19 protein-coding genes and 1 tRNA gene are annotated in these 19,246 nt (G+C 67.1%); 11 read left to right on the top strand and 9 right to left on the bottom strand.

Going from position 1 to position 19,246, the window contains the following annotated elements:
- Positions 1 to 49 precede the first annotated feature (49 nt).
- Positions 50 to 595 carry a hypothetical protein gene (locus AB0F86_RS22525; RefSeq protein WP_356985069.1) on the bottom strand — a complete coding sequence of 182 codons (546 nt, stop codon included), beginning with the start codon at positions 593 to 595 and terminating at the stop codon, positions 50 to 52.
- Positions 592 to 2,064, bottom strand: a complete 1,473-nt coding sequence (locus AB0F86_RS22520; RefSeq protein ID WP_356985068.1) for a DHA2 family efflux MFS transporter permease subunit — start codon at positions 2,062 to 2,064, stop codon at positions 592 to 594. The genes AB0F86_RS22525 and AB0F86_RS22520 overlap by 4 nt, the downstream gene beginning before the upstream one ends.
- A 108-nt stretch (positions 2,065 to 2,172) precedes the next feature.
- Here AB0F86_RS22520 and AB0F86_RS22515 point away from each other — a divergent pair, with 108 nt between their 5' ends.
- Positions 2,173 to 2,889: a TetR/AcrR family transcriptional regulator gene (locus tag AB0F86_RS22515; protein WP_356985067.1), complete on the top strand. Its 717-nt coding sequence runs from the start codon at positions 2,173 to 2,175 to the stop codon at positions 2,887 to 2,889.
- A 24-nt stretch (positions 2,890 to 2,913) separates the two neighbouring features.
- Here the strand turns inward: AB0F86_RS22515 and AB0F86_RS22510 are convergent, their stop codons facing one another.
- Positions 2,914 to 4,578, bottom strand: coding sequence for an ATP-binding cassette domain-containing protein (locus tag AB0F86_RS22510; RefSeq protein WP_356985066.1), 1,665 nt, complete (start codon positions 4,576 to 4,578; stop codon positions 2,914 to 2,916).
- Positions 4,579 to 4,803: 225 nt separating this feature from the next.
- Entirely contained in the window at positions 4,804 to 5,691 is an 888-nt protein-coding gene (locus AB0F86_RS22505) for a ribonuclease Z (protein WP_356985065.1), read from the bottom strand.
- 360 nt (positions 5,692 to 6,051) lie between these two features.
- Between AB0F86_RS22505 and AB0F86_RS22500 the strand changes: the two genes are divergently transcribed.
- The 3 genes from AB0F86_RS22500 (at position 6,052) to AB0F86_RS22490 (ending at position 7,783) form a co-directional block, all read left to right on the top strand.
- On the top strand, positions 6,052 to 6,813 hold the full coding sequence (locus AB0F86_RS22500; RefSeq protein WP_356985064.1) for a methyltransferase domain-containing protein: 762 nt from the start codon (positions 6,052 to 6,054) through the stop codon (positions 6,811 to 6,813).
- Positions 6,814 to 6,963: 150 nt separating this feature from the next.
- The gene (locus AB0F86_RS22495) at positions 6,964 to 7,521 is read left to right on the top strand and encodes an RNA polymerase sigma factor (RefSeq protein ID WP_181697990.1); all 558 of its coding nucleotides are present in this window, start codon (positions 6,964 to 6,966) and stop codon (positions 7,519 to 7,521) included.
- Positions 7,514 to 7,783, top strand: coding sequence for a hypothetical protein (locus AB0F86_RS22490; RefSeq protein WP_356985063.1), 270 nt, complete (start codon positions 7,514 to 7,516; stop codon positions 7,781 to 7,783). Before AB0F86_RS22495 ends, AB0F86_RS22490 begins: the two co-directional genes overlap by 8 nt.
- A 33-nt stretch (positions 7,784 to 7,816) precedes the next feature.
- Here the strand turns inward: AB0F86_RS22490 and AB0F86_RS22485 are convergent, their stop codons facing one another.
- On the bottom strand, positions 7,817 to 8,719 hold the full coding sequence (locus AB0F86_RS22485; RefSeq protein ID WP_356985062.1) for an aminoglycoside phosphotransferase family protein: 903 nt from the start codon (positions 8,717 to 8,719) through the stop codon (positions 7,817 to 7,819).
- An 85-nt stretch (positions 8,720 to 8,804) separates the two neighbouring features.
- Here AB0F86_RS22485 and AB0F86_RS22480 point away from each other — a divergent pair, with 85 nt between their 5' ends.
- Both AB0F86_RS22480 and ligD read left to right on the top strand, forming a co-directional pair.
- Positions 8,805 to 9,233, top strand: a complete 429-nt coding sequence (locus AB0F86_RS22480) for a hypothetical protein (protein ID WP_356985061.1) — start codon at positions 8,805 to 8,807, stop codon at positions 9,231 to 9,233.
- A 78-nt stretch (positions 9,234 to 9,311) separates the two neighbouring features.
- On the top strand, positions 9,312 to 10,286 hold the full coding sequence (ligD, locus tag AB0F86_RS22475; protein ID WP_356985060.1) for a non-homologous end-joining DNA ligase: 975 nt from the start codon (positions 9,312 to 9,314) through the stop codon (positions 10,284 to 10,286).
- Between the two features lie 23 nt (positions 10,287 to 10,309).
- On the opposite strand, the gene AB0F86_RS22470 is transcribed toward ligD, so the two are convergent.
- From AB0F86_RS22470 to AB0F86_RS22455, 4 genes are all read right to left on the bottom strand, one after another.
- A tRNA-Val gene (locus AB0F86_RS22470) sits at positions 10,310 to 10,381 on the bottom strand.
- 31 nt (positions 10,382 to 10,412) lie between these two features.
- A complete protein-coding gene (locus AB0F86_RS22465; protein ID WP_356985059.1) occupies positions 10,413 to 10,877 on the bottom strand; it encodes a peroxiredoxin in 465 nt (154 codons plus the stop codon).
- A gap of 74 nt (positions 10,878 to 10,951) precedes the next feature.
- Positions 10,952 to 11,374, bottom strand: coding sequence for a DUF3052 domain-containing protein (locus AB0F86_RS22460; protein ID WP_067487242.1), 423 nt, complete (start codon positions 11,372 to 11,374; stop codon positions 10,952 to 10,954).
- A 118-nt stretch (positions 11,375 to 11,492) separates the two neighbouring features.
- The gene (locus AB0F86_RS22455; RefSeq protein ID WP_181697985.1) at positions 11,493 to 12,050 is read right to left on the bottom strand and encodes a hypothetical protein; all 558 of its coding nucleotides are present in this window, start codon (positions 12,048 to 12,050) and stop codon (positions 11,493 to 11,495) included.
- Positions 12,051 to 12,344: 294 nt separating this feature from the next.
- On the opposite strand from AB0F86_RS22455, the gene aceE reads away from it, so the two are divergent.
- From aceE to AB0F86_RS22430, 5 genes are all read left to right on the top strand, one after another.
- Positions 12,345 to 15,128 (top strand): pyruvate dehydrogenase (acetyl-transferring), homodimeric type, encoded by a 2,784-nt coding sequence (gene aceE / locus AB0F86_RS22450; RefSeq protein ID WP_308017147.1) that lies wholly within the window; start codon positions 12,345 to 12,347, stop codon positions 15,126 to 15,128.
- 44 nt (positions 15,129 to 15,172) lie between these two features.
- Entirely contained in the window at positions 15,173 to 16,474 is a 1,302-nt protein-coding gene (locus tag AB0F86_RS22445) for a helix-turn-helix domain-containing protein (RefSeq protein WP_181698045.1), read from the top strand.
- Between the two features lie 127 nt (positions 16,475 to 16,601).
- Positions 16,602 to 17,516, top strand: coding sequence for an ACP S-malonyltransferase (locus AB0F86_RS22440; RefSeq protein WP_067487246.1), 915 nt, complete (start codon positions 16,602 to 16,604; stop codon positions 17,514 to 17,516).
- Between the two features lie 83 nt (positions 17,517 to 17,599).
- Positions 17,600 to 17,899, top strand: a complete 300-nt coding sequence (gene acpM / locus AB0F86_RS22435) for a meromycolate extension acyl carrier protein AcpM (RefSeq protein WP_019046010.1) — start codon at positions 17,600 to 17,602, stop codon at positions 17,897 to 17,899.
- 11 nt (positions 17,900 to 17,910) lie between these two features.
- Complete coding sequence (locus AB0F86_RS22430) at positions 17,911 to 19,161, top strand: KasA/KasB family beta-ketoacyl-ACP synthase (RefSeq protein ID WP_067487248.1); 1,251 nt, start codon at positions 17,911 to 17,913, stop codon at positions 19,159 to 19,161.
- Positions 19,162 to 19,246 lie beyond the last annotated feature (85 nt).

The raw sequence follows: 19,246 nt of genomic DNA, 5'->3' as shown, positions 1-19,246 counted from the left end.
CGGCGCCTGTGCGGGGACCGCCGCGCTCCTTGCCCCACAGCGTCTTCCATCAGAACTCGGTCGGACAGTAGACGCGGCAGCGTGCGCCGGGACCGTGGGTGAGGCCGGGATAGTTGTTCACTCGGTGCCAAGCGGCTGTGTCGGGGGTGTTCTCGATGAAGGCCTGATGCGCTTCCGGGGCGGTCCAGTCGGAGCAGTTGAGGACCGAATCGCCGTGTGTCGAGAGGTGCTGGGAGAGGAGGCCTTCGACGGGGTGGGATCGGAGTGCTTCGGCGAGGAGATCGGTCCAGGTGGTGGCATCACGCTCGGTCGGGAAGGTGAAGGTGGTGACGACCGTGCAGGCGGAGGCGCCATCGGGGTGGAAGATCAGGCTGTGGCGGGGGCGGAACGCGGTGGTGGCGGCGGGCTGGATCGTCCAGAGTTCCTGGGTGATTACGGCGGTGCCGCGCAGGTCGAGGAGAACGGTGACGGCAGCCAGTCCGGGTGGCAGGTCGCGTACGGCGAGTCGTGCCGCCACGGATTGCTGGTGTTCGAGGTCGTCGACCTGGTGGCGGGTGAGGACGATACCGGCGAGATCGGGGTGGGAGAGGTTCATCGTTGCTCCATATCGGTGAGGTCGTCGCGGAGGAAGCAGGCGAGGACGAAGGCCAGGGCAGCGCACAGACCCGCTGCCAGGAAGGCATCGGTGACGCCCGCGGTGACCGGGGCGCGCAGAGCGTGCCGGACCGGTTCGGGCAGAGTCGTGAGATCGGTGTGCTCGAGCTCGGGCAGCCCGGTCAGATGTCGTGCGTAGAGTGCGCCGAGCAGGGAAATGCCGAGGGAATTACCGAGATTGCGGGCCAGCATGGCGGTGGCACCGGCCGCGCCGATGTCGTCGAGGCCGACACTGTTCTGCGCGATGACAACGGTGAGCTGCATGAAACACCCCATGCCCGCACCCGTCGCCAGCATTCCGGCGACCACCGGCAACCATCCACTGTCGACGTCCAGTGACGCCAGGACAGCCATGCCGAGGGTCATCGCCACCGCGCCGACGACCGGATACACGCGGAACCGCCCGCTCCTCGATACCGCCGCCCCGACCACGGGAGCCACGACCAGCATCCCGCCGAGCAGCGGCAGCATCAGCAGCCCGGATCCGGTGGCCGAACGGCCCTGCGCGATCTGCTGATAGAGCGGCAGGAATGTCACCGCGCCGAACATCACCAGGCCGCTGAGGAATCCGAGCGCCACGGCGATCGTGAAATTACGTCGGCCGAACAGCTGCGGCGGAACAACAGGATCGCTCGCCCGCCGCTCCCAGCGCAGAAAGAACACCGCACCGACAGCCGTTGCCAGCGACAGCAGCAGCACCGGAAGTGAGGCCAACGCCCACGTGCGACCGGCTGCCGAGGCGAGCACGGTGACGCCGACGAAGCACACGCTGAGCGCCACCATCCCGACCACGTCCACGCGCACGGAATCCCGGGTGCTCGGCGGCAACCGCAGCTGCATCACCAGCAGGATCAAGGCCACCGCGCCGAGCGGAAGGTTCAGGTAGAACGCCCACCGCCACCCAATGCTGTCGGCGCACCACCCACCGATCAGCGGTCCGCTCACGATTGCGAGCGGCATGATGATCGCCATCAGCCCCTGCACCTTCGCCCGCTGTCGCGGCGGGAACAGCACGCCGACGATCGCTATCCCGCCGACGAGCAACCCACCCGCACCCAGCCCCTGGAGCGCGCGAAACCCGATGAGCTGCGGCATGTTCCGGGCCGCCCCGCACAACGCCGACCCGATCATGAAGATCGTGAACGCGGCGATGAAGACATTCTTGCGGTCGTAGAGGTCGCCGAGTTTGCCCCAGATCGGCGTGGTCACCGCCGTGGTGAGCGCGAACGAAGTGACCACCAGCGACAGATCCGCGAGCCCGCCGAGCTCACCGGCGATGGCGGGCAGTGCGGTGCCGACGATGGTGAAGTCGAGATTGGCGACGAGGAAGGCGATGACAAGCCCGCTCATCGCGGCGAATATCCGGGCGGGCGGACCCTTCTCCAGGGCGGTGGCGGGTTCGATCGACATGCCCAACTCCTGTGTACGCCGTAGACTGTGTGTACAACGTAGACTCAAGATTGCGGTGTACACAAGGCTGTTAGGGTGAGCCGGACCGTGACCACGAAGGAGTGAGCCTTGGCGAAAGCGGATGGGACCATCTGGGAGCGACTCGGTCGCTCGCCCGCCGAGCAACGCGCTCCGCTGAGCCATGACCGCCTCGCGTCCGCCGCCATCGAAATGGCCGACCTGCACGGTCTCGATGCGCTGTCCATGCGCAAACTCGCCGAGCACCTAGGCGTCACCGCCATGGCGCCCTACCGCTACATCTCCGGCAAAGACGACCTCTTCGAACTGATGGTGGACACAGTCCACGCCGACATCGCCCTGCCCGCCAGGGCGGGCGACTGGCGGGAAACGTTGGGGGCCTATGCCGAGCAGGTCCGCGAGATCACTTTGCGTCACCCTTGGCTCGCGCAGATCTTCGCGCGCCTGCCCGGCGTGCTCACCCCGCGCATGGCCGATATCGCCGAGCAGGTCCTCGCCTCCATGGACGCTGTCGATGCCGATGTCGACGCGAAAATGGCGATGCTCGCGGGCGTCACCGCTTTCACTCACGGTGCGGCCGCCGCGGAGGTGGCCCAACATCAGTTGATGGCGCGCCGCGGCTGGACCAGCGACGACGACGTCCGCAGCGCCTACCACCCCTACATGGCCGAACTCACCGCCACCGGCCGCCACCCCCACCTGGTCGACTATCTCGTCGGCGGGTCCAACCAGGACACCGCCGAGTGGCAGTTCCGTTTCGGGCTGGAGTGCTTGCTCGAGGGCATCGCCACGAAACTGCCTCGCTGAGATGTCGTCGGCGGCGGTGAGGGGTCATCGCGCCTCGACACGTATCGCGCGTCGACGCGGTGGGTCCTCAGGCACCACCTCGTCGGCCGAGTCGGGTAGTCGCAGGCGTGGCCAATCCGCCAGGTCGGCGAGCATCTGACGGTCGTGAGTGGCAACCACGACGGTGATGGGGGTGGTCGTGAGGGCGGTGGTCAGGTCGTCGACCAAGGCCGTCGAGAGGTGGTTCGTCGGTTCGTCGCAGAGCAGGACCGTGGGGTCGGCGGCCAATTCGATGGCCAGGTGGAGGCGGCGTTGCTGGCCCTGTGAGAGTCGACCGAGGGGCGTGCGGTGCGCTTGTTTCTCCAGCAGTCCGAAGCTGGTCAGGGAGCGGGCACCGTCCGGGGTGTGGCGGGCGTAGATATCGCCGGCTGTCGTGGTGTGGTCCCATTCGGGTACTTCCTGTCCGAGAAGCGCGACGCGCGCCGTGCTGTGGAGGTGGACAGCACCTGTGACCGGGGCAAGCGTTCCGGCCAGCGCCGCGAGCAGGGTGGATTTGCCCGCGCCGTTGGGGCCGGTGATCAGGAGGCGGTCGCCTGCTTCGAGGATCAGGTCGATCGGTGCGTTCAGGCGGCCGGGGACGGTGATGCCTTCGCACCGTAGCGCCGGTGTTCCACGGCGGACCCAGAGCTCTGGAAAGCGCAGGCGCAGTGGGGGTTCCGGCACGGTGATGGTGTGGGCGTCGAGGTCCGACTGACGGCGTTTCAGCATCTGGACCAGGCCGGGGGCTCGGGACTGACGCTGATGCTTGCCGTGGCCCTTGTCCGGACGCCACCCGGTGCTGAGCCGGTCGCGGGCACCGTCCACCGCCTCCCGCAGTCGTGCGCGTTCGGCGAGCTGCTCTTCGTAGTCGTGTTCCCAGCGGTCCCGAGCACGGCGTCTGCCCTCCTGCCAACCGGCATAGCCACCGGCGAAAAGCTGAGGGCGACCGTCGGGGCTCGGGTCGAGATCGAGGAACTCCTCGGCGACCGCGCGCAACAGGGCGCGGTCGTGGCTGACGACGACCAGGCCGCCGGGGTGGGCGCGCAGGCGGTCGGTGAGGAAGTCGAGTCCCGCGCGGTCGAGGTGGTTCGTCGGTTCGTCCAGGAGCAGGATGTCGTGGGTCGCGCCGAGCAGGCAGGCCAGACGGACCCGATAGCGTTGTCCCACAGACAATGTCGACAGCGGGCGGGGTCGGTCGGTGCAGGCGTTCAAGGCGGCCAGGGCTATGTCGACGCGTCGTTCGGTGTCCCAGGCGTCGAGTCTCGTCGCGGCATCCAGGGCTGCGGCGTAGGCGTCGCCGGCGCCCGGCGCGTCCTCGGTGAGCAGCAGGGTGGCGGCGTCCAGATCGCGCAGGGCACGCTGGGCCGGTTCGATGGTTTCGGCGACCAGATCGCCGACCGTCTCGCCCGCGCGAACAGTGATGTTCTGCTCGGCGACTCCGACGGTGCCGACCCGGCTGACCGAACCGCTGTCAGGGTTCAGGAGACCGGCGAGAACATGCAGCAAGGTGGTCTTGCCACGCCCGTTCTCGCCGACGATCGCCAACCGCGAACGTGCGGAGACGGCGACGGAGACGTCGGTCAGCACCGGGCGTGAACCGAGTGTGACGTGGATGGATGCGGCCCGGATATGGGCATGCGCACCAGCGGGCAGGGAAGGAGAAGTAGGCACAGAGAACTCCGCGGCTCGAGAAAGGAGCCGGGCAGCACGAAGAAACCGCCCGGCGGATGACCCGGGACGGCGGCGTCAGAAGGGAGATGGGATGCCGGTCGCCGCCGTCAGCGGAGCGACCAGGGCTTCATCATCGCGGTGCCTGTATACACGTCGGCGACGATACCGATCCGCGCCCGCGCTGCCAACGGGATTTCCGGCACGGCCGCCTTCCGGATCGGCCGTTCATAGAGTGCGGCGGGCCGGAAGGGGGACGCGATCGAGGTCGTGGGCGAGGACGGCACCGGGAAAGTCGGCCTGCTCCAGGAACGTTCGATCGTCGGCGGCGGTGTAGCGCTCCGAGAAGTGGGTGAGCACAAGTGTTCTCACCCCACACGCACGGGCGACCTCGCCCGCCTGACGGGCGGTGAGATGCCCGCGTTCGTGCGCCTGCTCGGTTTCCGAATCCAGGAAGGTGGATTCGATGATGAGCATGTCCACATCGGCCGCCAACTCGAAGACGTTGTCGCACAGGCGGGTATCCATCACGAAGGCGACCTTCTGGCCCGGCCTCGGCGCCGAACACTCCTCGAGCAATGGCCCCGACAGTTCCCGCACGGCGGCACCGGAGATGCCGTGTTCGCGCAATTTCTCCGGCAGGAATGTGCGTCCGTCCGGTTCGGCCAGGCGGTAACCATAGGTGGGGATGCTGTGCGACAGAGGTAGCGCGGTCAGGCTGAACCCGTTGCCCTGCAATGTTTCTCCCGCACCGCTCACCGGGTGTTCGACGAGGGTGGGCGAGCCGTAATAGCTCGTCGCGAACTTCAGCCGCTCCCAGTACTCGATGCCTTCGGCCGGAAACACGGCGTGCACATCGTGGGGAACACCGTCGCGCCCCAGCCGCTGCACGATCCCCGGCACGCCGAGCGAATGATCCCCATGGAAATGGGTCACACACAACCAGTGCAATTCGGTAGCCGAAGCCCCCGCATGCGCCATCTGCCGCTGCGTCCCCTCGCCCGGGTCGAACAACACGCCCCGCCCGTCCCACCGCAACAGATACCCGTTGTGATTGCGGCGACGAGTCGGCACCGCCCCCGCCGTCCCGAGGACGATCAACTCCCGTGTCGACATCGCCCCATCCTCGCCGCTCCCGCCACCACTGTCACGTCGATTCCCCGACGACCTCACCCAGCTTCGTCAACACCTGCCGCCACCCTCGTTCGAGATTGTTCCGCTGCATGTGCTGCCCGGCATCAGTCACCGCTCGATGAGCGCCGGTTCGGTGAGCGTCCGCCACACCTGGTCGAGGGCTTGTGGATAGAACCTGCCCAACTCCACCTGGGACGGGTCGAGTTCGTTGTCGGTGCTCATCGAATGCCCCCTGTGCGTTTCGGCCTTAGCCCATATGGTGGCCAGCGTACGCACGTGGGCGGTGGTGAGATGGGATGGTCGGCCGGAAGACGCGCGGCTCGGCAGCCGAGGGAGGTCGGGATGGAACTGTTCGATTACGACGCTGAGTTGCGGTTGCACAATGTGCATCTGCGGGCGGCGGCGGGGGTGCGGGCGCGGGATTGGGTGCTCGATATCGGTTGTGGCGCCGGCGGAACCACGCGGGAGGCGGCGCGGGACGCTGTGCAGGGGGAGGCGCTCGGTGTCGACGTGTCGGCGGTGATGGTCGAACGGGCGCGGCGGATCAGCGTGGAGGAAGGGCTGGGCAATGTCGGGTTCGAGGTTGCCGATGCTGAGGTCCACCCCTTCGCGGCGGGGGCTTTCGATCTGTGTATCAGCCGGTTCGGGGCGATGTTCTTCGCCGATCCGGTGGCGGCGTTCCGCAATATCGGGCGTGCGTTGCGGCCTGGTGGGCGGCTGGTGATGATGGTGTGGCAGGGCGGTGAGCGCAACGAGTGGGTGACGGTGTTCCGCCGTGATCTCGTCGCGTCGATGACCCGTCCCGGGCCGGGACCGTTCTCGCTGGCCGACCCTTCGGTCACCGAATCCGTCCTGACCGCAGCCGGTTTCGTCGATATCGGCTTCAGTGAGGTGCACGAGCCGGTGTACCTGGGTGCCGACGGTGCGGCCGCCTACAGCAACCTGCACCTGCTCACCGGATTCCGTGCCCATCTCGAAAGCCTCGAACAGGCCGAAGGCGAGCGAACCCGCGCACGGCTGCGGGAGGTGCTCGCCGCGCACGAGACCGATCAGGGCGTGCTGTTCGATTCGCGAGCGTGGATTATCACCGCGAAACGGCCGTGAATCCTTTTTCGCGTCTCGCACCTCTTATAGGTGTCCGCGCACCGTGCGGGGACGAAACGGAGGTTGTTGTGATCGTCGGAACCGGAATCGTCGTCGGCCTGGTGTTGATGTGCACGTGCGTGTACGCCCTGCGCCGCAAACGGGCCGGGCGTGACTGACTCGCGCTGGCCGGCCGAGGAACTGATCGTCTCCGCCCGCGACGGGGACGTGGATTCGATCGCCGCGCTGGTGTCGGGTTCCTACCCGAACATCCAGCGCTTCGCCCGAACCCTCTGTGCCACACCGGAAGACGCGGAGGATGCCGCTCAGGAAGCCCTCATCATCCTGTATCGCAAGATCGGGATGCTGCGGGCGTCGGGGGCGCTGGCGTCGTGGATGTTTCGGATCGTGCGCAACGAATGCCTGCGGCGGGCGCGGATCAGGCCGCAGCATCCGCCGGCGGAAGTCACCGTGACAGCTTCCGCCGAGGACGAAGTGCTGCGTCGCCTGGAAGCGGCGAGGGTGGCGGCTGCCGTCGCCACCCTGCCCGACGACCAGCGCCAAGTCCTGATCATGCGCGATATCCAGGGCCTCAGCGGTCGCATCGTCGCGGACGCGCTAGGCCTCAGCACCACCGCGATGAAATCGCGCCTGCACCGTGCCCGCGCTTCGGTGCGCCAAGCACTCCAGGCCCCGCCTGATCCACCTCCCGGAGGGAAGAATGTCTGACCAACCCGACTTCGCCAGCGCGTCACTGCCCCGCCACCTGACGCGTGGGGCGGTCGGCTTCGGCGCACTGATCGGCTCGATCGCCCTGCTGCCTATCATCGGTGTGATCAGCCTGCTGTTGCTACCCGTCGGCCTCATCGCGCTGCGTGGCTGCCCGATGTGCTGGGCCATCGGCCTCGCTCAAACCGTCTCGCGGGGACGACTTCGCCGCTCCTGCGACAACGGGCAGTGCACGCTCACGGTCGCGAAGACGGCTGTGTAGTACCTGCCGACCATGCGAAGGGCTGCGCCGAGATCAGACGAGGATCTCGGTGAGCCGGTCGGTGACCTGTACGACCCAATCCGGCTCACCGTGCTGTCGACCCCACAGCGCGGCTCGCACCGCTCGCACCTGCGCCCATCGGCGTGCCCGATCACGATCGATCCGGGCTGCCTCGCAATACATGTCGAGGCCGCGACGGAGGCCACGCGCCGGGTCGGCACTGAACAGCAGGGGAGCGAAACGGTAGCTGCGGATCACGGTGATCGTGTCGTAGGCACGGTCACCGACGTAACCCTTGGGGTCGATCGCCAGCCAGGGCTCGCGGTCGCCGCGCAGGACATTCGCGTCGTGGAGGTCGCCGTGGACGAGCGTTTCGGGTTGGTTCGGGCCGAGTTCTCGCAGAGTGGCGAGGGCGGCACTCATGACGCGGCCAGGCAGCGGATTGCCTACTTCTTGTGCGGCAGCCGCTATTTCGTCGGGCCATTCGGCGACCAAGCGGCTCAGGCGTGGCAGAGCCGGCGGGGCTTCGACGGCCAGACGCCACGACAATTCACCCAGTGCGGTCACGGCTTCGTCGAAGTCGGCTACCTCCGACAGCGATCCGCCCGGGGCACGCTCCAGCAACATCGCATAGTGCGCGGTGTCGCGTTCGAACAGCCGCACCGCGCCCGCGCCGTTCCAGGTGTCGAAGGCGGCGGCCTCGAAGTCGTTGCCGGGGTGGGGAAAGGACACCTTGATGACCGCAGGCGGGTGGTCTGCGTGGACGACGGGCAGCACGACCCCGACATTTCCGTGCATCAGTGGCCCGTCCGGTCCGCAGGACCAGCGTTGCAGCAGATCCTCGAGCAATTGGGGGAGCGCGGCGATCCAGGCGCGGCCCGGCTCACCTTCGCGTCCGATGGTCTCGTGCGCGAAAGCCTCGGGGATTTCGATCATCTCGGTGCCGCCACGGGTTCACCGTAGGCCGGTACGGTCGGGTGTGGGGCTTCGGTACGCCCCCGTCGCTTGTGGGGGGTTTCAGATGGGCCAGGTCGATGACCTCCGAACCTCGAATGTCGCCGATTCCGCGGTGCGGCGAGCGATGTGGGCTGCGGGTGCGGCCGGGTGTGTGCTCGCAGCGGTGCTGCTTGCTTGTTCGTTGCGGGTGATCGTGTCCGGTCTCGACTCGCCGTATCTGCTGATGATCTGCGTGGTGGGTGCCGTTCCCGGGCTGGCCGGCCTCGGCCTGCTGTTCGCCTTCCAGCAGGTATTGCGTGGGAAGATCGCGGGGATCGGCGGGGCGGCTGTAATGCTGTTCGCCGTCGGCGTCCTAGTGACGCTCGGTTGTGTGGCAGCGATCAACTATGGGCCTTGGATCGCGAGAATCGTCATGGCCGGGCTGGCGGGCGCGACGATCGCGACAGCCTTCCTCCTCCGTGTCGCCCATCGTGCCCTGCCGGCCGGTCGATAACGGGATTCGGCCTGGTAGGACGCGCCGAGGATCTGCCGCGTGAGCGGAGCCGCACTACGCCGGGAATAGGCTGATCATGTGGGGTTCACGGTCCCGGCACCGATGCTGGCCAAACCCGGACGGCCACCGCAGCCGCCAGGCGGCTGGTGCGCGGAAATGAAATGGGACGGCGTGCGCGCGATCGCCCATTGCACCCCGGCGGGGATCAGCTTGTGGAGCCGGAACCTGCGCGACATCACCGGCTCCTACCCTGAGGTCGTCACCGCGCTCACCGAGATCACCGATGGACGCACCCTGCTGCTCGACGGCGAACTCGTCGCGCCGGACGATCGCGGCGCACCTTCGTTCTCCCGGTTGCAACAGCGCATGCACGTCCAGCGGCCGACGCCCGCGCTGATCGAGCAGGTCCGCGTCGACTATCTCGTCTTCGATGTGCTCGGTGTCGACGAGGAGGTGCTGTTCGAGGACTCCTACCGCACCCGCCGCGCCGAACTGGCCGACCTGACACTCGACGACGGTGTGCGCGTGCGGGTTCCACCGATGTGGTCGCTGACCGACACCAGCGCCGAGGAGTTGTTGCGCGTGGCGACGGACTCCGGGCTGGAAGGAATCGTCTGCAAACACGGCGATTCGATCTACGAACCGGGCCGCCGCTCCTCGGCCTGGACGAAAGTCGTCCTCCGACTCACAACAGAAGCCGTGATCGTCGGCGCGGTCCCCGGCAACGGCGCCAATGCCGCGACCTTCGGCGGCCTTGTCCTGGCCGGCCACACTCCGGAGGGTCGGCTGCGCTGTATGGGTGGAGTCGGAACGGGCTTCACCGCCGCGTCCCGCCGCAGCATCCGCGCCGCCCTGGACCAGGTGCGCCGCGACACGACACCGCTCGACGATCCACCACCGGCACCGGTCGCCCGGACGGCCTGGTGGGTCGAACCGGTTTTCGTCGCCGATATCGAATATCGCGAGATCAGCGGCGACGGACTGCTCCGGCATCCGAGCTTCCGCGGGATCCGCACCGACAAAACACCCGAGGAGATCGGGCTGCCCACCTGACCGTGGTGGTGTGCGACAGGATGTGGGCGCAGAGGGGATCGAACCCCCGACCGCTGGTGTGTAAAACCAGTGCTCTACCGCTGAGCTATACGCCCCTGCATCGCCGGTGGGACCGGCGGTGTCGGGTTATGAATCTAGCGCGGCCAGCGCTTTCTCCCAAGCCGCCTGGTCACGGGCCTCTCCGGGGCCGTTCATCTCCGCGAAAGTGATGTATCCGGACTTGTCGATCACGAAGGTGCCGCGGTTCGGGTAGCCGGATTTCTCGTTGAAGACGTCGTAGGCCTGGGCGACCGCGCCGTGCGGCCAGAAATCGGACAGCAGGGGGAACAGGTAGCCCTGTTCGGCTGCCCAGATCTTGTGGGTGGGTGGTGGGCCGACGGAGATCGCGAGGATCTCGGCGTCGTCGTTCTGGAATTTGGGCAGCTCGTCACGCACCTTGCACAGCTCACCCTGGCAGATGCCGGTGAAGGCGAGCGGATAGAACACCAGCAGGACATTCTTCTTGCCCCGGTAGTCCGACAGGGTGACGGACTGGTTGTTCTGGTCTTTGAGCGTGAAATCCGGCGCGAGAGTGCCAACCTCTAGCGGCATAGGGGAGTTCCTGTCGTCGTGTCGGGTCTCAGCCGAGCGTTCTCGTCCGGCTGAGACCTTAGCGAACGGCGGTTTCAGCGCTGTTTGGACGGTGCCTTCGGCTGAACCAGGCGCGAGCCCGTCCAGCTGCCGAGGCTGATGGTTGATGTCTGGGTCAGGCCGGCCGTGGGTGCGGCTTCGGCGATCTCGCTCGGATCGACATGGCCCGGTTGACCGGTTTTGGGGGTGAGGACCCAGATGAACCCTTCGTCGGCCAGCGGGCTGATGGCATCCATCAGCTCGTCGGCCAGATCGCCGTCACCTTCTCGCCACCACAGCAGGACGGCGTCGACGACCTCGTCGGAGTCTTCGTCGACCATCTCGCCGCCCGTGATCTCCTCGATCTCGGCGCGCAATGCGTCGTCGGTGTCCTCGTCCCAGCCCAATTCCTGAACAACCAAGCCGTGAGAAATGCCAAGCTTCTGAGCGTAGTTCTGCGCGTCCGCCGCGGCGACCACGGTGGTGTCCTCCCTAAACTGCCGACAGTAAGATACGTGCAAGCGAACATGGTTATCGGCCGCAGCGCAAGCCGATCGGATGAATCGGTACCGTACGCCGCGTGTCGGCGACGTGAATTCAGCGCCGTGGGCAGGCCTGTTGTACCTCGGTACGCGCCTGATTGATTTTACGGCTCGCATCGTTGAGACCGCCCACCGGAGAGCTGTATGTCATCTTGCGTGTCTCGGCGGACAGCTCGCGCGCGGCGACGACATAGGCGGTGAACTTGTCGGCCAGCTCGGTCGGCAGGGCGCCCGCGGCGGCGGCGACACCGGACTCGACGGCCGTCGCGGCGGTGTCGAGCGCGCCTGCCGCGGCCTCGCGTTTGGCGGCGTAGTCGGGGGCGTTCTCGTCGTGGGCCTTCACGAAGTCGTTGTAGGCGGTGACGCCTGCACCGGTGGTGGTGGGGAACTGCCCGCAGTTGTCCTCGATGGCCTTGGTCCGGGCGGCCGCCGCGCGTGAGGACGCGGCCGCCGAGGACGACGCGGCCGCCGCGGTCTTGTAGGCGGCGACTTCGGCGGGATCGGTGGTCGGGTTACCGGTGACCTGCTGGGCGCACCCGGCGATCACCGAACCGGCGATCACCGCGACCGATGCACAGATCAGCCCGAGTCTGCGCGCGTGCGGCACCCTCATCGTCGAACCCGTTCCCTCTCACTTCACTGACCGGTAGGTCCATCGCGAATCTAGTGGATTTCCTGCTGAGATGATGACCTGGGCGACCCTTTCGGCAAGGATGGGGGTCGCCCGAACCTTTCGAGACGGGTGCTCCGCACACCAAGCGGGCAAGCCCGGGGACCGCGACGCCGACAAGCAGTTCAGCCCCCAGTACGAGGAGCAGATTTGACCGACCTGATCCACTCTGCAGCTTCTTCCGATTCGCCGAACGACCCCGCGCCCGGTGCCAAACCCACCGGGGAACGCGTGCGGGTGATCCGCGAAGGCGTGGCATCGTATCTACCCGATATCGATCCGGAGGAAACCAGCGAATGGCTGGAATCCTTCGACGAGATGCTCGACCGGGAAGGCCCGGGCCGCGCGCGTTATCTCATGTTGCGGCTGCTCGAACGCGCCGGTGAGCGTCGCGTGTCGATCCCCGCGCTCACCTCGACCGACTACGTCAACACGATCCCCACCGAGAACGAGCCGTGGTTTCCCGGCGACGAGGAGGTGGAGCGTCGCTACCGCGCCTGGATCCGCTGGAACGCCGCGATCATGGTGCATCGCGCGCAGCGTCCCGGAATCGGTGTGGGCGGGCATATTTCGACGTATGCCTCGTCGGCGGCGCTCTACGAGGTGGGTTTCAACCACTTCTTCCGTGGCAAGGATCATCCCGGCGGCGGCGACCACATCTATATCCAGGGGCACGCCTCGCCCGGAATCTACGCGCGCGCGTTCCTCGAGGGCCGCCTGAGCACCGACCGGCTCGACGGGTTCCGGCAGGAATACAGCCACGGCGGCCTCGGCAAGGGTCTGCCGTCGTACCCGCATCCGCGCCTGATGACCGATTTCTGGGAGTTCCCGACGGTCTCGATGGGCCTTGGCCCGATGAACGCGATCTACCAGGCCAGGTTCAACCACTACCTGCACGATCGCGGCATCAAGGACACCTCCGACCAGCACGTGTGGGCGTTCCTCGGCGACGGCGAGATGGACGAACCCGAGTCGCGTGGCCTGATCCAGGTGGCCGCCAACGAGGCGCTCGACAACCTGACGTTCGTGATCAACTGCAACCTGCAGCGTCTCGACGGACCGGTGCGCGGTAACGGCAAGATCATCCAGGAACTCGAGTCGTTCTTCCGCGGCGCGGGCTGGAACGTCATCAAGGTGGTCTGGGGCCGGGAATGGGACGCGCTGCTCGGCGCCGACCGCGACGGCGCCCTGGTGAACCTGATGAACACCACCCCCGACGGCGATTTCCAGACCTACAAGGCCAATGACGGCGCCTACGTGCGCGATCACTTCTTCGGCCGCGACCCGCGCACCAAGGCGCTGGTCCAGAACATGTCCGACAACGAGATCTGGAACCTCAAGCGCGGCGGCCACGACTACCGCAAGGTCTACGCGGCGTACGCGGCGGCGATGACGCACAAGGGCCAGCCGACGGTGATCCTGGCCAAGACCATCAAGGGCTACACCCTCGGCAAGCACTTCGAGGGCCGCAACGCCACCCACCAGATGAAGAAGCTGACGCTGCAGGACCTCAAGGACTTCCGCGATCTGCAGCGCATCCCGATCTCGGACGCGGAACTGGAGAAGGACCCGTACCTGCCCCCGTACTACCACCCCGGCCAGGACGCGCCGGAGATCCAGTACATGCAGGCCAGGCGCAAGGCGCTCGGCGGGTACCTGCCCGAACGGCGAAGTGCGGCAAAGCCGTTGACGCTGCCGGGCGACGAGGCCTACCGCTCGGTGCGCAAGGGGTCGGGCAAGCAGAACGTGGCGACCACGATGGCGCTGGTCCGGTTGATGAAGGAACTGTTGCGCGACAAGGAGATCGGCAAGCGCATCGTGCCGATCATCCCGGACGAGGCGCGCACCTTCGGCATGGACTCCTGGTTCCCGTCGCTGAAGATCTACAACCGCAACGGCCAGCTCTACACCTCCGTCGACGCGGAACTGATGCTCGCCTACAAGGAGAGCAACGTCGGCCAGATCCTGCACGAGGGGATCAACGAGGCCGGGTCGACGGCCTCGTTCACGGCGGCGGGCACTTCGTACGCCACGCACGGCGAGCCGATGATCCCGCTCTACATCTTCTATTCGATGTTCGGTTTCCAGCGCACCGGCGACGGCCTGTGGGCCGCGGCCGACCAGCTGGCCCGCGGCTTCGTCCTCGGGGCGACGGCCGGGCGCACCACGCTCACCGGTGAGGGCCTGCAGCACAACGACGGGCATTCGCTGCTGCTCGCCTCGACCAACCCGGCCGTGGTCACTTACGATCCGGCGTTCTCGTTCGAGATCGCCCACATCGTGCGCGACGGGCTGCGCCGCATGTACGGCGGCGGCAACCCGGATCCGGGCACGCTGCCGGGCACCCATCCGCAGGAGACCGGGACCTTCGGCGGAGAGAACATTTTCTACTACATCACCCTCTACAACGAGCCCTACCAGCAGCCGGCCGAGCCCGACGACCTCGATGTGGCCGGCTTGCTCAAGGGCCTGTATCTGTACCAGCGCGGTGAGGAGGGTGAGGTGCGCGCCCAGATCCTGGTCTCCGGTGTGACCGTGCCCGCCGGTCTGCGCGCCCAGCAGATCCTGGCGCAGGAGTGGGATGTGGCGGCCGACGTGTGGTCGGTGACCTCGTTCGGCGAGTTGCGCAAGGAAGCCGTCGAGAAGGAGATCCACGCGCTCAAGCACCCCGATGCCGACCCCGGCGTCGCCTACGTCACCGAGGCGCTCGCCTCGGCGCGTGGACCGGTGGTGGCCGCCACCGACTGGATGCGCGCGGTTCCCGATCAGATCCGGCAGTGGGTGCCCGGCGACTACATCACCCTCGGCACCGACGGGTTCGGCTTCTCCGACACCCGTCCCGCCGCCCGCCGGGTGTTCAATGTCGACGCGGAGTCGATCGTCGTCGCGGTGCTCGAAGGCCTGGTGAAGGACGGCACCTTCGACAAGGCCAAGGCGGTGGAAGCGGCCGCGAAATACCGCATCGACGATGTGTCCGCCGCGCCGAAGCCGAGTGCGGACGCACCGGAGGAACTGGCGTAGCGGACTATTGGACTGTGGAGCGCAAACCGCCGCGGCCCCGTCGGATCACCGAGGGCACAAGCACGCACGAGGTCTACCTGCCGACCGGGGCGCTGTCCCCGAACCGGCAGACCCGTGACCCGCTGCCCGACACGCTGCTGCGACGGGTCAAGCAGTTCTCGGGCCGGCTGTCGACCGAGGCGGTCGGCGCGATGCAGGACCGGCTGCCGTTCTTCGCCGATCTGGACGCCGCCCAGCGGGCAGGCGTCCAGATGCTGGTGCAGACCGCGGTGGTGAACTTCCTGGAGTGGTTGCAGGATCCCGAATCCGACATCCGCTTCAGCCTGGACGCCTTCCAGGTGATTCCGCAGGATCTGGCGCGGCGGCTCACGCTGCGCCAGACCGTGGACATGGTCCGGGTGGCCATGGACTTCTTCGAACAGTGGCTGCCCGCCCTGGCCCGCAACGACCGCCAGCTGGTCGCGCTCACCGAGGCGGTGCTGCGATACGGGCGTGAGCTCGGTTTCGCGGCCGCCTCGGTGTACGCCAGCGCGGCCGAATCGCGCGGCGCCTGGGACACCCGCCTCGAGGCGCTGGTGGTCGACGCGGTGGTCCGCGGGGACACGGGCCCGGACATGCTCTCCCGGGCCGCCACGTTGAACTGGGACGCCACCGCACCGGCAACGGTGCTCGTCGGCACCCCGCCGCAGGACCAGGGTGTGTCGACGGTCGGTGCGGTGCACACCATCGCGACGAGGCACGGTCGCGCCGCGCTCGCGGTGGTGCAGGGCGCGCGGCTGGTGATGGTGGTCAGCGGGCACCTGGGCGACGCGGGGATCGGTTCGCCGTTCCTGTCGGATCTGCTCGCCGAGGTGTTCTCCGACGGTCCGGTGGTGATCGGCCCGACCATGCGCACCCTCGGCGCCGCGCACGCCTCCGCCATCGAGGCACTGGCCGGAATGGAGGCCGTTGTCGGGTGGCGGGGCGCGCCAAGGCCCGTTCACGCCTCGGAGTTGTTACCGGAACGGGCCCTGCTGGGCGATAGAGCTGCGATAGAAGCGCTGAACGAGTATGTTGTCGTCCCGTTGGCGTCGGCCGGATCTTCGTTGTCCGACACATTGGACGCCTACCTGGATTGTGGCGGAGCAGTAGAAACGTGCGCGCGTCAGCTGTACGTCCATCCAAATACTGTCCGGTATCGCCTCAAGCGAATCGGCGAAGTGACCGGACGTGATCCGCTCAATCCGCGCGACGCGTATGTGCTCCGGATCGCGGCCACAGTGGGCCGTTTGACACGAACGCATAACGAATCATCAACTTCTGTCACGGAAACCCCGTCAACCCCAATGGCGCAGGACCCCCTGTAACGGGATTCGTGAATCGGTCGATCCGGACGCCCCACCTCGGATTTTGTGGGACCCCTACAAAACGCGTTCCAAACCTTCATTCGCGCCGACATCTCGTGCGGCGGGGGTCACAGTGTTTTCTTAGGGGGTGATCGCGTTGTTCACCCCTGGACAGGGGTCCCAGACACCCGGCATGCTCACGCCCTGGCTCGCACTCCCCGGTGCGGCTGATCGCCTCGAGCTGTGGTCGAAGGCCGCCGGCCTCGACCTGGTCCGTCTCGGCACCACCGCGACGGCGGAGGAGATCGTCGACACCTCGGTGACGCAGCCGCTCGTGGTCGCGGCCGCACTGCTGGCCTTCGCCGAAATCGCCCCCGAAACCCTTCCTGCGGATACGATCGTCGCCGGGCATTCGGTCGGCGAATTCGCCGCGGCCGCTGTCGCGGGCGTCATCACCCCGGACGAGGCCGTCGGCCTGGCCGCCATCCGCGGCCGGGAGATGGCCAAGGCGTGTGCGCAGGAACCGACCGGCATGTCCGCGGTGCTCGGTGGCGACGAAGCCACCGTGCTCGCACGGCTCGCCGAACTCGATCTCGTCCCGGCCAACCGCAACGCGGTCGGCCAGATCGTCGCGGCGGGCCGCCTGGAAGCTCTGGCGGAGCTCGCCGCGAACCCGCCGGAGAAGGCACGGGTCCGCGCATTGCCCGTCGCCGGTGCGTTCCACACCGCTTTCATGGCCCCGGCACAGGCAGCTGTCGCCGATGCCATCGCCCAGATCTCGCCGAGCGACCCGATCCGGACCCTGCTGTCGAACTTCGACGGACAACCGGTCACCTCGGGCGCCGACGCGATCGACAAGCTCGCCGCGCAGGTCACCCGACCCGTGCGCTGGGACCTGTGCACCGAGACCGTCCGTGCGGCGGGCGTCTCGGCGGTGGCCGAACTGCCACCGGCGGGCACCCTGGTCGGCATCGCCAAGCGGGAACTGAAGGGCACCCCCAACCTCGCCCTCAAGACTCCCGAAGACCTCCCCGCGTTGGCCGGACTCACCTCCGCGGGCTAGCTTTCCCCCCGGCGGTCGCGCACGACGAAGTGCGTCGGCTGTTCAAGACCCTACAAATGAGAAACAAGAAGGGAGCCACCAAAGTGGCCGCTCTGACCCAGGAACAGATCGTCGAAGAACTCGGCAAGATCATCGAAGAGGTTACGGGTATCGAACCCTCCGAGGTGACCATCGAGAAGTCCTTCGTCGACGACCTGGACATCGACTCGCTGTCCATGGTCGAGATCGCTGTGCAGACCGAGGACAAGTACGGCGTCAAGATCCCCGACGAGGATCTCGCCAGCCTGAAGACCGTGGGTGACGCTGTCTCCTACATCCAGAAGCTCGAGGCGGAGAACTCCGACGCCGCCGCGGAGCTCAAGGCCAAGTTCGACGCCGAGTAGAGGCTGAACCAGTGACCACTCCTTCCACCTTGAACGGGAATTTCCCCAACGTCGTCGTCACCAGCATGGCGGCGACCACGTCGATCGCGGGTGATGTCGATGCGACGTGGAAGGGACTCCTCAACGGTGAGAGCGGAATCGACGTTCTCGAGGATTCCTTCATCGAGGAATACGACCTGCCGGTGCGTATCGGCGGTCACCTGAAAGTCAGCCCCGACACCCTCCTGAGCCGGGTCGAGATCCGCCGTATGGCGTATGTCGAGCGCCTGGCGACCGTGCTCGGTCGCGAGGTGTGGAAGAACGCGGGCAGCCCGGAGGTCGACCACGACCGCCTGGGTGTCGCGATCGGTACCGGTCTCGGTGGCGGCGACGCGTTGATCGACTCGGTCGACAAGCTGAAGAACGGCGGCTATCGCAAGATCTCGCCGCTGGCTGTTCAGATGGTCATGCCGAACGGTCCGTCGGCGGTCGTCGGTCTAGAGCTGAAGGCCAGGGCGGGAGTGGTCACTCCGGTCTCGGCGTGCTCGTCGGGTTCGGAGGCCATCGCCAACGCGTGGCGGATGATCGTGATGGGTGACGCCGACATGGTCGTCACCGGTGGCGTCGAGGGCTTCATCGACTCGGTGCCGATCGCGGCGTTCTCCATGATGCGGGCGATGAGCACGCGCAACGACGACCCCAAGGGTGCTTCGCGTCCGTTCGACAAGGATCGTGACGGTTTCGTCTTCGGCGAGGCAGGCGCGCTCATGACGATCGAGACCGAGGAGCACGCGAAGGCTCGCGGTGCGACCATCCACGCGCGTCTGCTGGGTGCGGGCATCACCTCCGACGGTTTCCACCTGGTCGCCCCCGATCCCGAGGGCACCGGTGCGGCCAGGGCGATGACTCGCGCGATGCAGACCGCCGGTCTGACCAAGCGCGACATCACCCACATCAACGCCCACGCGACCGCGACTCCCATCGGCGACACCGCCGAGGCGAACGCGATCAACTTGGCGGTGGGTAACCACGCTTCGGTGTACGCGCCGAAGTCGGCACTCGGTCACTCGATCGGTGCCGTCGGCGCCCTCGAGTCGGTGCTCACTGTGCTCGCGATTCGGGACGGCATCGTTCCGCCGACGCTGAACCTGGACAACCAGGATCCGGAGATCGATCTCGATGTGGTGCACGGGGAAGCCCGTCGCCAGGAAATCGAGTACGCGATCAACAACTCCTTCGGCTTCGGTGGGCACAACGTCGCGCTCGCCTTCGGTCGGGCCTGACGCACGGATTTCCCGGTGGGGGGTCGGCCAACTGAATGGTTCGACCCTCCGCCGTGATCCGGCGGAGGCCGAGAGATTTTCGACA

The sequence above is a fragment of the Nocardia sp. NPDC023733 genome, from assembly GCF_040639775.1.
GTDB lineage: Bacteria > Actinomycetota > Actinomycetes > Mycobacteriales > Mycobacteriaceae > Nocardia > Nocardia rosealba.
The sequence above is the reverse complement of the archived record's forward strand: the minus strand, read 5'-3'. Positions and strand labels throughout refer to the sequence as shown.